The 14,727-nt window shown below is 65.8% G+C and carries 10 protein-coding genes; 2 read left to right on the forward strand and 8 right to left on the reverse strand.

All coding sequences use genetic code 11. The annotated features are described in order from the left end of the window. Positions 1-428: 428 nt before the first annotated feature. The 7 genes from Q0L94_RS08905 to alaS all read right to left on the reverse strand — a co-directional run bounded on the left by Q0L94_RS08905 (position 429) and on the right by alaS (position 12,354). A complete protein-coding gene (locus Q0L94_RS08905) occupies positions 429-2,126 on the reverse strand; it encodes a GspE/PulE family protein (RefSeq protein ID WP_296752620.1) in 1,698 nt (565 codons plus the stop codon). A gap of 10 nt (positions 2,127-2,136) precedes the next feature. Further along, positions 2,137-3,279 (reverse strand): hypothetical protein, encoded by a 1,143-nt coding sequence (locus Q0L94_RS08910; protein ID WP_296752623.1) that lies wholly within the window; start codon positions 3,277-3,279, stop codon positions 2,137-2,139. Then, complete coding sequence (locus Q0L94_RS08915; protein WP_296752624.1) at positions 3,276-5,033, reverse strand: secretin and TonB N-terminal domain-containing protein; 1,758 nt, start codon at positions 5,031-5,033, stop codon at positions 3,276-3,278. Before Q0L94_RS08915 ends, Q0L94_RS08910 begins: the two co-directional genes overlap by 4 nt. Before the next feature lie 2 nt (positions 5,034-5,035). Further along, on the reverse strand, positions 5,036-6,328 hold the full coding sequence (locus Q0L94_RS08920) for an AAA family ATPase (protein ID WP_296752627.1): 1,293 nt from the start codon (positions 6,326-6,328) through the stop codon (positions 5,036-5,038). A 7-nt stretch (positions 6,329-6,335) separates the two neighbouring features. Further along, positions 6,336-7,766, reverse strand: a complete 1,431-nt coding sequence (locus Q0L94_RS08925) for a sigma-54 dependent transcriptional regulator (RefSeq protein ID WP_296752630.1) — start codon at positions 7,764-7,766, stop codon at positions 6,336-6,338. 190 nt (positions 7,767-7,956) lie between these two features. Continuing rightward, complete coding sequence (locus Q0L94_RS08930; protein ID WP_296752632.1) at positions 7,957-9,654, reverse strand: hypothetical protein; 1,698 nt, start codon at positions 9,652-9,654, stop codon at positions 7,957-7,959. Between the two features lie 81 nt (positions 9,655-9,735). Further along, a complete protein-coding gene (alaS, locus tag Q0L94_RS08935; RefSeq protein WP_296752635.1) occupies positions 9,736-12,354 on the reverse strand; it encodes an alanine--tRNA ligase in 2,619 nt (872 codons plus the stop codon). Between the two features lie 90 nt (positions 12,355-12,444). Between alaS and Q0L94_RS08940 the strand changes: the two genes are divergently transcribed. Together Q0L94_RS08940 and Q0L94_RS08945 are read left to right on the forward strand one after the other, a co-directional pair. Next, a complete protein-coding gene (locus Q0L94_RS08940; RefSeq protein WP_296752636.1) occupies positions 12,445-13,011 on the forward strand; it encodes a DUF1415 domain-containing protein in 567 nt (188 codons plus the stop codon). 258 nt (positions 13,012-13,269) lie between these two features. Then, positions 13,270-14,082, forward strand: a complete 813-nt coding sequence (locus tag Q0L94_RS08945) for a class III extradiol ring-cleavage dioxygenase (RefSeq protein ID WP_296752639.1) — start codon at positions 13,270-13,272, stop codon at positions 14,080-14,082. A gap of 108 nt (positions 14,083-14,190) precedes the next feature. On the opposite strand, the gene Q0L94_RS08950 is transcribed toward Q0L94_RS08945, so the two are convergent. Then, the coding region (locus tag Q0L94_RS08950; RefSeq protein ID WP_366799398.1) for an FKBP-type peptidyl-prolyl cis-trans isomerase at positions 14,191-14,727 on the reverse strand (537 nt) is incomplete at its 5' end.

Here is a 14,727-nt window from a genome sequence, read left to right on the forward strand (position 1 = left end):
CGGGCGCTCCACCAACTCGCCCTGGCAAGGCACACAAAACGTGCCTTGCTGCGGAGCTCGGACACGGTTCCGCTTTTTCCCCGCCCGCCCACACCAAATCGGCAGCGCTGAAGGGGGACAACCCAGGGTGCCGCCATCGCCTGTTATCCGTCCTGCGCCAAGCACAGGCGTTCGCAAGTGCGCCCCTTGTGTGTCGCCGAGAAGTGCAGCCGGCCGGGGAAGAGAGGTGCGGGGTGTCTGAGCCCGCCAGGGCGAGTTCCCGCGCCGCCCCGGCCGGCGAGTATCGCAGGGGAGCCGAAGGCCGACACACCAGGGGTGGCTTTTTCTTTGGTTACTTTCTTTTGTCCACGCAAAAGAAAGTGACTCGCCCACAGGCGAAAAGCGAAGCCGTCGCTTTAGTTCAAATGAAAGCGAAGAAACAGACACGTTCACACCCGCCCCGTCAAATCCACCACCCGCGCCACTTCCGCCAGCGAGGTGGTGCCATCCAGCACCCGCTTGACGCCGTCTTCCGCCAGCGGGTGATAGCCGTGCTCGAATGCGGCGCGGCGGATTTCGTGCAGCGGCGCATGGTTGGCCACCCGTTCGTCGAGCTCGGGGTCCATCCGCAGCAGCTCGATCAGGGCCAGCCGCCCCCGGTAGCCTTTGTGGCCGCATGCCGGGCAGCCGGTAGCGCGATAAATCTGCGGCGGCTGGGCAAGGTCGGTAGCGAGGATGCGCGCCTCGTCTTCATCCGGCGTGTAGGCCTCCTTGCAGTGCGGGCACAGCTTGCGCACCAGCCGCTGGGCGATGACGCCGATGATGTTGCCGGCGAGGATGCCGGGCTGGATACCGATGTCCATCAGGCGCGGAAACACGCCGAGTGCGGAATTGGTGTGCAGGGTGGTGAACACCTGATGGCCGGTCATCGCCGCGCGGAAGGCCATTTCGGCGGTGTCCTTGTCGCGGATTTCGCCCACCAAAATGATGTCCGGGTCCTGCCGCATGATCGAGCGGATGCCGTTGGCGAAATCGAGCTTCAGCGTCTCGTTGACCGAGCTCTGGCGCATCAGCGTGACCGGGTATTCGACCGGGTCTTCCAGCGTCATGATGTTGACGGTCTCGTTGTTGAGGTGCGACAGCATCGAGTACAGCGTGGTGGTCTTGCCGGAGCCGGTCGGCCCCGTCACCACAAGAATTCCCTCGGGCCGCGCCATCATCAGTTGCAGTTCGCGCAGCGCATCGCTGGTGAAGCCCATCTGCTCCAGCGGCATGATGGATTTTTCGCGGTCGAGGATGCGCAGCACCACGTTCTCGCCGTGGATGCCCGGCTGCGAGGAGACGCGGAAATCGATCGGACGGCCGTTCAGCGTCAGCGACATGCGGCCGTCCTGCGGCGCGCGCGTCTCCGCGATGTTCATCCCCGACAACACCTTCAGCCGCACCAGGATGCCCGGCCAGTAGGTCTTGTGCAGGCTGCGGATCTGTTCCAGCACGCCGTCGATGCGGTAGCGGATGCGCAGGAAGGCGTGCTCGGGCTCGAAGTGGATGTCGGACGATTCGCGCTTCACCGCATCGGTCAGCAGCGCACCGACCAGCCGCACCACCGGCTGGGTGTATTCCTCGGTGTCGGGGTTGAGACTGGCGTAGTCGACCTCGCCGGTCTCGATCTCGCGCAGGATGCCGTCGAGCGAGAGGTCGAAGCCGTAGAACTTGTCGATGCATTCGAGCAGCTGCGCCTCGCCCGCCAGCAGGGTGTCGATTTCGAGCTGGCCGCCGAGCGCGGCTTTCAACTGGTCGAGCGCGACCACGTTGAACATGTCGGTGGTCGCCAGCGTCAGCACGTTCCTCGCCGCGTCGTGGGCGATCGGCAGCAGATGGTGGCGGCGCGCGAAGTCCTCGGGCACCAGGTGCAGCGCCTCGGGGTCGGCCACCACCTGCGACAGGTCGATGCCCTGGCTGCCGAGCGCGTTGGCGAGCTGGTCGCGCAGCACCGCCTCGGTGATGAAGCCCAAGGCGACCAGCTGGCGGCCGATCGGCAGGCCGGTCGCCTTCTGCTCCTTGAGGCCGATGCGCAACTGGTCGAGGGTGATCAGACCCTGAGTGACCAGGGTTTCGCCCATGCGGAGTTTTTTTCTGCGCTCCATCTGATGGCGCTTAACGAACCGGCTTCAACTGCTGTACGCGCGCTTCGGCCTGGGCGCGGTCGAAGCGGTGCGCGCCGACGCCGGCGAGCGCCTTCTCGTAATACGTCAGCGCCGCCGGATACTGGTGCAGCTGGTCGAGGCTGACCGCCAGGTTGAAGGCGTAATCGGCGTTGCCGGGCGCGCCGCGATACGCCTCGAAATAGGCGGCTTGGGCGTCGTTCCAGCGTGCCTGCCCGGCGTAGAGATTGCCGAGCGTCTGGTGGAGATGCGGGCTGGGATCGCGTTCGAGCAGCATTTTCAGGCGGCTTTCGGCGGCTCCGCTGTCGGTGTTGCCGAGCAGGTCGAGCAGGGCGCCCTGGGCGGCGGCATTGCGTGGATCGAGATCGAGCACCTCGCGATAGAGGCGTTGCGCATCGGCGTCGCGGCCCTGTGCTCTGGCAATGGCCGCCAGCCCCAGCAACGCGTCTACGCTGCGTCCGTGGGCGGCGGCCTGGGTGTAGAGCCGTTGCGCCTCGGCCAGCGCGCCGCGCTGGTAGGCCGCGTAGGCCTGGCCGAGCAAAGTCGCTTGCGTGTCGGGCTGGAACAGCAGCGGCGCCGCTGCCGGCGGGGTCGGGATGCGTGCCGGGCCGGTGGCGGGCGGCGTGCTGCGGGCGCGGGCGGCAGCGGGCTGGGCCGCGACGGCAGCGGGCATTGCGGCAGGCTGGGGGGCGGGCTGAGGCGGCGGCACGCCGGGCAGCGCGGCGGATGCGGGTTCCGATTCGAGTTCGAGCGGGGCGGGGTCGACTGGCGCGGCGGCGGTCGTTGCGACGTTTTCCGGCGCGAAGCTGGACGCGGCCGGCGGCTGCAGGGCGAAGTAGAGATACAAGCCGTAGCCGAGTGCGGTCAACGCGGCCAGCAGGGCGGTGAGCGGCACCAGCGAGAGTTGCGGCCAGCGGAAATCGCGCACACGGCGCAGTTTGGGTGCGCCTGTGCCGCTGCCGAACAGCAGGCCGGGCGGCTCCACCCATTCGCGCGCCTGGGCTGTGCCGGGTGGGGTCAGAGGCTCCAGTTCGAGGTCGCCCTCGATCCGGTTGCCGGCCGCGGACGGGTCTGAGCCTGACTTGACCCCGTTGGCAACCTCGGCCTGTTTCAGTGCTTTGAGCAGCAGGCTCACGGAGAACTCCGCACCGTAGGAAGCAGGCGCTGGAACTGGCGCAGTTCATCGCTTTCCAGCGTGGGGTTGGACACCACGATGGGGCGCAGGAAGATCACCAGTTCGGTCTGGCTGTTGATGCGCTCGTGCTGGCCGAATGCGGCGCCGATGCCTTCGGGGCGCGACAGGCCCGGCAGGCCGTCGCGCGCGTTGTTGCTGTCGTCCTGGATCAGGCCGCCGAGGATGACGGTTTGGCCGCTGCGGATTTGCAGCAGCGACTCCATTTCGCGGATCTGGATGACCGGGACCTGATTGGGGATGTTCGCTGGAATGCTCGGGTTCGGGTCTCTGACGAAGCCTACGTTGCGTGAAATCGTTGGCCGCACGGTCAGCGAGACCATGCCGTTTTCGTTGATTTGCGGCGTCATCGTCATCACGATGCCGACCGGAACGGTTTGCGGCGTGGTGGTGAACGTGGTGGTCGTGCCGACATTCGCTGTCGTGGTGGTGTCCGCCTTGACGTTGAAATACACGAGGTTGTCGACGACCTTGAGGAGCGCGGTCTGGTTGTTCAACGCCATCAACTTGGGACTCGACAGCACCTTGGTGTTGCCATACGACTCCAGCAGGTCGATTGCGGCCGTGAAGCCGTTGCTGCCCGTATTCGTGTAGGTGGCCTGGATGAATGGCGTCAGCGTACCGGCCAGCGCGTTGGCGCCGCCGCCGAGGGTATTGATGGCCCAGCCGGTAGTTCCTTGCAGGGCTTTCGACCAGTCGATTCCGGCGCGGTATTGATCCTTGAGGCTGACCTCGACGATGGTGGCTTCGATCAACACCTGGCGCTGCGCCGACTGCATCGCGCGGTCGAGATACTGCTGCACCAGTTCCTGCTGCCTGGCGGTGCCCAGCACGCTGACGGTGCCGGCCACCGGGTTGACCGCGACATCGTTTTTGCCGTCGCCCGCCGGTTGATTGGCGAACGCAGCGGTGAACAGATTGGCCGCGCCGGCGCCGGCCTTGCTGGCGGCTTCGGCCTGCGATACGCGTTCGGCACGCGCGGCCTTCTCGGCATCCAGTCGCGCGGCGCGTTCCTCGCCGCTTTGCGTGACCGCACGCGTGCCGGCGAGAAGGGTGCGGATGTTGTCGGCCAGCACCGTCCACAGGTCGTTGCTGGACTGGCTGGCCACCGTGGTGGTGGAGGAGTTTCCGGTCGCTGTGCTGCTGGTGCCTGTGGCGCCTGTGCCGATGTTGCCGCCGCCAGTGCTGGCGATCTGCGCCGCCACCCCGACGCTGGAGGTGGTGTTGCGGGCGACGTTCACATAATTGACGCTGTAGGTTTTGACGTAAGGCGTGTCGGGCATGATCGACACCGTGCGGCCGTTCATTTCGTAGCGCAGGTTGGCTTGCCGCGCGATGCGATCGAGGATGGCCGGCAGCGGTTCCTGCACTGCGTTGAGCGAGACGTTGCCGCTGATCCCCGGATGCAGGTCGATGTTGTACTGGGTGTCGCGCGCGATCGAAAACAGCAGGTCTTTCACCGGGACGTCGTTGACCACCACGGTGTAGGTCGGCACCGGCACGCTTGGCCTGGGCGGCGCCAGTGCAGGTAGGGCCTTGACGGGGGCGGGCGGCGGCGCGATGGGGACGGCCTGGGCAGGCTGGCTGATATGGCCGGGCGAAGTGTCGAACGCCTTGGGCGGCACGCAGCCGCCCAGGAATACGAGGCTGGAGAGGATCAGTCTCGTCAATGCGGGGCGTTTCGACACAGCGTTCATCATCATTCCAAGACTGCGGTGCGCATTTTGCCGACCGTGCGCAGAAACGGCGCGCCGGTCGGCAAGGCGGGCAGCGCGCGCAGCGCTGCCATGGCGGCGTCGCGATTGGCAAACTCGCCTGCCAGGATCATCCAGGCGGGCGCACCCTGGCTCAAGCCGTGCAGCACCCGCACCGGCTGCGGGGTGGCGGCGTCCAAACTCCCCAGTAATACGGCTGCCTCGCCGGCTTCTTTAGCCGAGGCGACCTGGATGACATGGGTGCCGGCCGCGGCGGTAGCGAGCCAGAGCCGGGTTTGCCGGGCCCGTTCGGCGATTTCGGCAACAGATGCGGTGGCGACCGGCTTGCGGGAGGCCTGGGGAGCGGCTGCGGCGGGCGCAACGGCGGGCGCCAGCGCCTGCCATGCAAGCCATGCCAGCAAGCCCAGCGCGGCGGCAAGTCCGGTACTCAACCATGCCCAACGGCGCATTCCGGCGTGCTGGCGCGGGAGGGGCTGCATGTCGGCGTCGCCCGCCGCGGCATCCAGGTGGGCCGGGGTGAGCGTATGGGTCTGCCCGGCATACGCCGCCAGCAGGGTTTTGTCGGCCAGCACGTTGATGCGGCGCGACAGGCCGCCCGACAGCGTCGTCATGCGCGCGATCAGCGCAGGCGAGAACAGATCGGGGCCGCGATAGCCCGCCACCGCCAGCCGCGCACGCAGGTAATCGGCCACTTCGGCCTCGGCCAGCGGCGACAGGTTCAAACTCAGGGTGATGCGGTCCTTCAGCTGGCGGATGCGCGGGTCGGCCAGCTGCGCGTCGAGTTCGGGCTGGCCGAACAGCACGATCTGCAGCAGCTTGTCGGTGGCGGTTTCAAGATTGGTCAGCAGCCGCAGGAATTCCAGGTTGTCGAGCGCGATGCCTTGCGCTTCTTCGACGAACACCACCACGCGGCGCCCTGCCGCATGGCGCGCCAGCAGCGCGGCATTCAACTGCGCCAGGCGGGCCTGGCGGCCGTTTTCGGGGGGGGCGATGCCGAGATCGGCCAGAATCGCCGCCAGCATGTCGTCCGGCGCAAGCGTAGGGTTGCCGAGATAGACGCTGTCGACGCTGTCGGGCAGCTGCGCCGCCAGCTTGCGGCACAGCATGGTCTTGCCGCTGCCGACTTCGCCCACCACCTTGATGATGCCTTCGCCCTGGCCGATGGCATAGAGCAGGGCGGCGAGCATTTCCCCACGCTGGCCGCCGGCATACCAGTACTCGGTATTCGGCGTGATGCGGAAGGGGGCTTCTTTCAGACCGAAATAGTCGAGATACACAGAGGGCTTATTCGCTGCCGTACGTTTGCATGCGGCTATACAGCGTGGTGCGGTTGATGCCGAGCAGCTTGGCCGCCTGCGACAGATTGCCGTGGGTCATGTTGAGCGCGGCCTCGACGTAGGCTTTTTCCCACTGGCGCAGGGTGACGTCGAGGTTGAAATTGGCCAGCGTCTGCAGCTGCTTGCGCGCCAGTTCGATCAGCGCCTTGCTGTCGTTGGCAAGCGGAATCTCCTGCGGGAAGGCCTGGTCGGTGTCGAGTTCGGCTTCCAGCTGCTGGGCGTTGACCGCCATGCCGGGGTATTTGGTGGTGAGCCGGATGGCGATGTTGCGCAGTTCGCGCACGTTGCCGGGGAAATGGTAATCCTCCCACATCTGCTGCGCGCGCGGGTCGAGCTGGAACGGCGGGGTCTTGGCCTCGCGGGCGTAGAAATCGCGGAAGTGGTTGAGCAGGGTGAGCTTGTCCTGCCCCATGTCGCGCAGCGGCGGCACCGCGATGGAGAACACCGACAGCCGGTGGTAGAGGTCGGCGCGGAAGCGCCCGGCCTTGATCTCGGCGCGCAGGTCGCGGTTGGTGGCGGTGACCACGCGGGCGTTGGAGAAGCGCGGCTGGGTTTCGCCGACGCGCTGGTATTCGCCGTTTTCCAGCACGCGCAGGAGCTTGGCCTGCAGTTCCAGCGGCAGCTCGCCGATCTCGTCGAGGAACAGGGTGCCGTTTTCGGCTTCCTCGAAATAGCCGGCGCGCGCGCTGGTGGCGCCGGTGAAGGCGCCCTTGGCGTAGCCGAACAGGGTGGGCTCGACCAGTGTCGGCGAAATCGCCGCGCAGTTGAGGGCGAGATAGGGCTTGGCCGCGCGCGGCGACAACTGGTGCAGGCTGGAGGCGACGCGTTCCTTGCCGCTGCCGGACTCGCCTTCGATCAGCACCGGGAACGGCGCGGTGGCGTACTGCTTGATCTGCTGGCGCAGCTTATCCATCGCCGGGCTATCGCCGACGATGCCGGAATCCTTGGCCGGGGCGGGTGCCTTGTCCGCGCTGCGCTCGGCATCCTGCACCAGCAGGGCGTTGAACAGCAGGGATTTCAGCCGTTCGGGCTCGCACGGCTTGGCGACGAAATCGATCGCGCCGAGTGCGCGCGCGTGGCGCGCGTTGGCTTCGTCGCTCTGGCCGGACAGCACCAGGATCTTGATGCTGGGCGAGATGCCGAGCAGGTCGGCGATCAGGGCGAAGCCTTCGTCGGGCTTGTGCGGCTGCGGCGGCAGGCCGAGGTCGACCAGCGCCAGCTGCGGCGGCTCGTCCAGCTGCATCAGCAGGCTTTTCACCTGGGCGCGCGACTCGGCGGCCGAGATGTCGAAGTCCTTGCTGAGGACATAGGTGAGCGTATCGGAAATCAGCGGATCGTCGTCGACGATCAGCAAGCTGGGTTTGTTGGTTCGGGACACATATCCTCCAGGTCCAATGGTGCCGCGACCGCGCCTGCTCCTGATGGAGAGCGGGATTGTTGTGCGCGTGTCGGGTTTTCGACGATTGTGCCAGAGACCCGTTGAAAGTTAAACCGCGGCAGAGCGGCGGGAGCGTGCGTGCCGCAAGCGGGCGGATGCGTTTGCGGCACGGCTGGGACGGGTTTGGGAATCAGCTGTTTGCCGGTTCGACGGCAACGCGTATCCAGCCTTCGCTGCGCTCGATCGGGCTGCCCAGCACAACGGGCTTGCGTTCCGGCGCGCCATGGACCTGTACTGCCTTGCCGGGCGCGAAATGGGCGGGGTCGATGATCACGCTGTCGACGCCGGCGCCGCCTGTCAGCCACAGGCTGGAATGCGGCAGGCTGGCACCGCTGTTGTCGAGCCCGTTCACCGTGTAGCTGGCGGGTGCGGTGCCGTTCAGCATGACCAGCGCGGGCGTTTCGGCCAGGGTTTCGATCCCGACCGAACTGGTGTCGTCGTCGAGGCGCGACAGGCGGCGCACGATGCCCAGCTGCCATGCGGCGGCGTCGTGCGCTTTGAGGCCGATCAATGCGCCTACGCGCAGCCAGTCCTTGTCGCGGGATTCGACCGTGGCGCCATAGCCGCACGCGCTTTCGTCCTGCATCACCCAGCGCTCGACGTCGGGCGCGTTCGGGCTGGCCGGGGGCTGCATGTGTGAGATGCGTTCGCGCGTGCGGTCGGTGATGAAACCGTATACCTGCACATCGTCGGCTTCGCTGTAGTTGAGTCCCGCGCCGTACGGCGACACGCTGGCGGGCGCTTCGGCCGCCCTGAGCTGATCGACGATGGCACCGAACCCATGCGCGATATCGACCAGGCGCTTGACCGATTCGCGCGGCGCGCGCCGCTGTTCGCGGGTGGCCAGCGAAGACCACTGGCGCTGCAGGTGGTCGAGCAGTTCGAGGCTTTCGCCGGTGCGGGCATTTTCCGTCAAGCCCAGTTGCGCAGGCGCGCTGCCTTCGCGCAGGGCAATCTGGATTTCCTGCAGTCTTTGCAGCAGATCGGCCGTCGCCCAGAAACGCAGCGGCTTGTCGGTATCGGGCTTGCGTACGCGGCGGGGGCCATGATCGGACGACAGGTCGATCACGAAATTGTGGACATGGGTATCCAGACGGTCGTCCAGCCGCATCGTCCGGTGCCAGCCGCACAGCCAGCGGTCGAGCAGGTCCAGCTGTCTGGGGTAGAGCGTGCCGGAGTCGGCCAGATTCAGCATCAGGATATGCAGATACGCCGTTTCGCAGCTGCAGTCGGCCACGTCTTCAGCGTAAACCCGCAGCGACTGCCGATGAAAGCCTTCGCTTTCGGCGACCCGGTACAGCTTGTGCAGGCGCAGCCAGAGTTTTTCGCCTGCGGGCTGATAGCGTATCGTGCGCCATTTCAGCAACTGGCCGAAGGCGAGGATGGCACGCAGGGCGATCAGCGGAATCCGGCTTTCGTGCGGGCTCTTCCCCGCCTCGCCCGCGAAGTGCAGAACCAAGGTGTGGTAGCCGCGCGCAATTTCCCAGTACAGGCCGTACACGGCATGCCAAAGCTGGCTTTCCACCGGGCGCGACATACGCGGATTGCGCAGGTATTGGCGCACCAGTGTGTCCTGCAGGTCGCGCGACTTCTCGTCCAGCAGCATCAGCACGGCCAGGCGGTCTTTCGTGTATTGCGTCGAGTTTTCGTTGAAGCGCTTGAGCTCGCCGAGAATGGCTTGCTGACATTTGAACGCGTCTCCGACCGGCAGGCTCTCGAGCCAGCGCGTGGCCACCTTGATGTTGGTCAGCGGGTCGTCGATCCGTTTGCCAAAAGAAGGCGAAAAGCGGGCGAGTTGCGAGGCGAGTTTGTTGGCCAGCGAGTTCATGGTGTGCGAGCTATCCCGTGATGACGAGTTGTGTTTCCAGGCTCTAATTACGGTTAATTGAGCAAATTCTGTACCCGCTGCTCAGGCCAGCCTGGCTTGCACCCAGGCCTGCACCGCCGCCAGCGCCGCCGGCAGCCGGGCCGGCTCGCTGCCGCCTGCCATTGCCATGTCCGGCTTGCCGCCGCCCTTGCCGCCGACCTGGGTGGCGACGAAGTTGACCAGTTCGCCGGCCTTGATGCGGCCGGTGACGTCGGGTGTCACCGCGGCGATCAGGCTGACCTTGCCGTCGGCGACCGTGCCCAGCACCAGCGCGCAGGATTTCAGCTTGTCGCGCAGCTTGTCGGCGGTTTCGCGCAGGCCCTTGGCGTCGACGCCGTCGAGCTGCGCCGCCAGCACGCGCACGCCGCCGACGTCGACGGCCTGCTGCATCAGTTCGTCGCCGGCGCTCGCGGCGAGCTTCGATTTCAGGCGGTCGAGTTCCTTTTCCAGCGTGCGTACGGTGTCGAGCATTTGGGTCAGCTTGGCGCCCAGTTCGGCCGGCTGCGCTTTCAGGGCGGCCGCCGCCTGGCGGATCTCCTGCTCGCGCGTCTGCACGTAATTCAAGGCGTTGTCGCCGGTCACCGCCTCGACCCGGCGCACCCCGGCAGCGACGCCGGATTCGCCGACGATCTTGAACAGGCCGATGTCGCCGGTGCGGGCGACGTGGGTGCCGCCGCACAGTTCGCGCGAGCTGCCGATGTCGAGCACCCGCACCTCGTCGCCGTATTTTTCGCCGAACAGCATCATCGCGCCGGTCTTCTGTGCCTCGTCGATCGCCATCACACGCGCCTGGGTCGCGGAGTTGGCGAGGATTTCGGCGTTGACGCGTGCTTCCACCTCGCGGATCTGCGCATCGGTCATTGGTGTCGGCTGCACGAAGTCGAAGCGGGTCTTGTCCACATCGACCAGTGAGCCTTTCTGCTGCACGTGCTCGCCAAGCACCTCGCGCAAGGCCTTGTGCATCAGGTGGGTGGCCGAGTGGTTGCGCATGGTGCGGGCGCGCGCGACTTCATCCACACGCCCCAGCACGGCGTCGCCAACCACCAGCGATCCGGTCTTCACCACGCCGTGGTGGCCGAACACCTGGGCCTGAATTTTCTGCGTGTCTTCCACTTCGAATACGCCGTGGGTGCTCTGCAGTGCGCCGCGGTCACCGGCCTGGCCGCCGGACTCGGCGTAGAACGGGGTGTGATCGAGCACCGCCACGCCGAACTCGCCTTCGCGCAATTCGCTGACCGCGCTGCCGTCCTTGTACAGCGCGAGCACGGTGGCGTCGTGCGTCAGCGTGTCGTAGCCGTGGAAGACTGTCGCTTCACCGGCGTATTCCAGTCCGGCGCCGAGCTTGAACCTGCCGGCGGCACGCGCCTGCGCCTTCTGCCGCGCCATCGCGGTATCGAAGGCTGCGGTGTCGACGTTCACGTTCGCCTCGCGGCAGATGTCGGCAGTGAGGTCGAGCGGGAAGCCATAGGTGTCGTGCAGCTTGAACGCCAGTTCGCCGTCGAAGCTGGCGCCGGCGGGCAACGCCTGCAGCGTGGTTTCGAGGATGCCCATGCCGTGCTCGATGGTCTCGAAGAAGCGTTCCTCCTCCTGCCGCAGAATGTCCATCACGCGGGTTTGCGCGGCGGCCAGTTCCGGATACGCCTCGCCCATCGCCGCCGCCAGATCCGGCACGATGCGGTGAAAGAAGGCAGCACGCGCGCCGAGCTTGTAGCCATGGCGGATGGCGCGGCGGATGATGCGGCGCAGCACGTAGCCGCGCCCTTCGTTGCCGGGGATGACGCCGTCGACGATGAGGAAGGCGCAGGCGCGGATGTGGTCGGCGATGACCTTGAGCGAGTTGCTGGCGAGGTCGGTCGTGTTCGTCTCGCGCGCGGCGGCGGCGATCAGCGTCTGGAACAGGTCGATGTCGTAGTTGGAATGCACGTGCTGCATCACCGCGGAAATGCGCTCCAGCCCCATGCCGGTGTCGACCGATGGCTTGGGCAGCAGGTGCATGGTGCCGGCCTCGTCGCGGTTGAACTGCATGAACACGTTGTTCCAGATTTCGATGTAGCGGTCGCCGTCCTCGTCGGGCGAGCCGGGCGGGCCGCCGGCGACCTCGGGGCCGTGGTCGTAGAAGATCTCGGTGCAGGGGCCGCAGGGGCCGGTGTCGCCCATCGCCCAGAAGTTGTCGGAGGCGTAGCGCGCGCCCTTGTTGTCGCCGATGCGGACGATGCGCTCTTTCGGCACGCCGATGTCGTGGTGCCAGATGTCGTAGGCCTCGTCGTCCTCGGCATAGACGGTGACCCACAGCTTGTCGGCCGGCAGCTTCAGCACGTCGGTGAGAAATTCCCAGGCGTACTTGATCGCCTCGCGCTTGAAATAATCGCCGAAGCTGAAGTTGCCCAGCATCTCGAAGAAGGTATGGTGGCGCGCGGTGTAGCCGACGTTTTCCAGGTCGTTGTGCTTGCCGCCCGCGCGCACGCAGCGCTGCGACGATACCGCGCGGGTGTAGGCGCGCGTGTCGTGGCCGGTGAACACGTCCTTGAACTGCACCATGCCGGCGTTGGTGAACAGCAGGGTGGGGTCGTTGCCGGGCACCAGCGGACTGGAGGCGACGATGGTGTGGCCCTTGGAGGCGAAGAAATCGAGGAAATTCTGGCGGATGGCGCTGCTTTTCATGGTGTTGTGGTGTCGTCGTGCGCGAACGTCGGGCAATAAAGCATTGTATCCGTTAAAGTTCCGCCCTTACAGGCGGCAGGAGCGGGGAAGATGGATGACGAGGCGGTGATCGCGGCAACGCGGGAATGGGTCGAAAAGGCGGTGATCGGGCTCAATCTGTGCCCGTTCGCCAAGGCGGTCTATGTGAAGAACCAGGTAAGGTTCGCGGTGAGCACGGCCAGGCATCTGGATGGCCTGCTGGAAGACCTGGACCGCGAGCTGGATTTCCTGGCGGCGGCCGATCCCGAGGCCGTCGACACCACGCTGCTGATTCATCCGACGCTGCTGCCGGATTTTCTTGATTTCAACGATTTCATGCAGCTGGCGGAGGCAGCCGTGGGCGAGCACGGGCTGGAAGGCGTGATCCAGATCGCCAGCTTTCATCCGGCATTCCAGTTTGCCGATACGGCACCCGACGACATCGGCAATTGCACCAATCGCGCGCCGTATCCCACCCTGCACCTGCTGCGCGAAGCGAGTATCGCTCGGGCGGTGGCGGCTTTCCCGCAAGCGGGAACGATTTATGAACGCAACATCGAAACGCTGAGGGCGCTGGGGCACGCCGGCTGGGATGCCCTGTGGGCGGCGCCCCGGCGCAGCGGGAAAAACGAATCCTAGTGTCGCGACTCGGAAATAGGGAAACATAATGAAACGGATGGATTTTTTCGCATGGCAAGGCGCGAGGAGGCGACATAGCAGGCTCTATGGCAACGACGAGCAACGCCGCCATGCGGAAAAAGACGCCGTTTCATGTTGCGATATTTCCGAGTCGCGACACTAGTATCGTTGTGCCCGGTTCATGCCGGCGCGCTCCGCGCATGCGCGCCGGCATGAATGCGGCCGCAGCATCCCGTCCTGTGCCGAATGGAGCTCGACATGAAACGACTGCCTACCTGCTTTCTGTCCCACGGCGGCGGCCCGTGGCCGTACCTCACGGGTGAGTTCCGTGCGCACTATCGCCTGCTCGAAGCGTCGCTGCAGGCATTTGCGCGGGAACTCGGCGACCGACCCCGCGCGGTCCTGATGGTGTCGGGCCACTGGGAGGCGAGCGAATTCGCCGTGATGGCGAGCCCGCGCCCGCCCATGGTCTACGACTACTACGGTTTTCCGGAGCACACCTACCATGTCCGCTACGCTGCGCCCGGCTCGCCCGAACTGGCCGGCCGCGTGAAGAATCTGCTCGAAGCGGCGGGCCTCGGAGCCCGGCTCGATGCGAACCGCGGCTTCGATCACGGCTGCTTCGTCCCGATGGCCGTGATGTATCCGGAAGCCGACGTCCCCGTCGTGCAACTATCGCTGAAGACCGGCTACGACCCGCAAACCCATCTTGCTGCAGGCCGGGCGCTCGCGCCTCTGCGCGACGAAGGCATACTGATCGTCGGCAGCGGCTTGAGTTATCACAATCTGCGGGAGTTCGGCGAGCAGGCCAAGGCGGCATCGGAGGCATTCGATGAATGGTTGCAGGAGACCCTCGTGCGCACGCCGCCCGGCCAGCGCTCGCAGCGCCTGCTGCAATGGGAACACGCGCCGTCGGCGCGGCAGGCCCATCCGCAGGCAGACCACCTGATCCCGCTGATGGTGGCAGTCGGCGCAGCCGAGGACGAAGCGGCCGCCTGCATTTACCACGAGCAGGGCTTCTTCGGCGGCGTGACGGCATCGAGCTTCCGCTTCGGCCGTGCGACGGAATGACGGCTCTTCAGCCGATACCCGCTACTGCTCGAAGATACCCGCGCAATAAAATACATCCGGCGCCGGACTGGAAATCCAGGGCAATCTCTCCCGCCTCACCCGGTCGCCTCAATGCATCGTACCCTGGGCCGCGTCGAGCGGCCGGCCATTACGGATTTCCTCCGGCGTGGCATCGCGGATGTCCATCACATTCACCAGACAGGTCACGCTCTGACCGGCCAGCGAGGGATTGCCGTCCAGCCTGAGTTTTCCGTCCTCGATCGACGTGACGTAAAAAACCTTGGTCTCACCCGACTCATTTTCAAACATGACTTCGGCACCAACCCGGCGGAATTGCGGCGGCACATTGTCCAGTTCCTCGACAAACACCAGACTCTCGTCGCGCAACCCGTACCCCTCCTCGGGCGCCAGCGTGATCTCGACCCGGTCGCCCACCTTGCGGCCCGTTACCGCCGATTCGATCGCCGGCAAAATACCGCTGTTGGCGCCGTGCACAAAGCCGACCGGAATGTCGTGCTGCTCGACGACCATGCCACGCGCATCGAGTATTGAATAGGTGATATATACGAGTTTGTTGTGTGTCACGGTAACCATGCTGTCCCATCCCGAACCGTCAAAGAAAGCGCTGCGCCAAGGCCTCGCTGG

It is taken from the genome of Thiobacillus sp. (genome assembly GCF_024708915.1).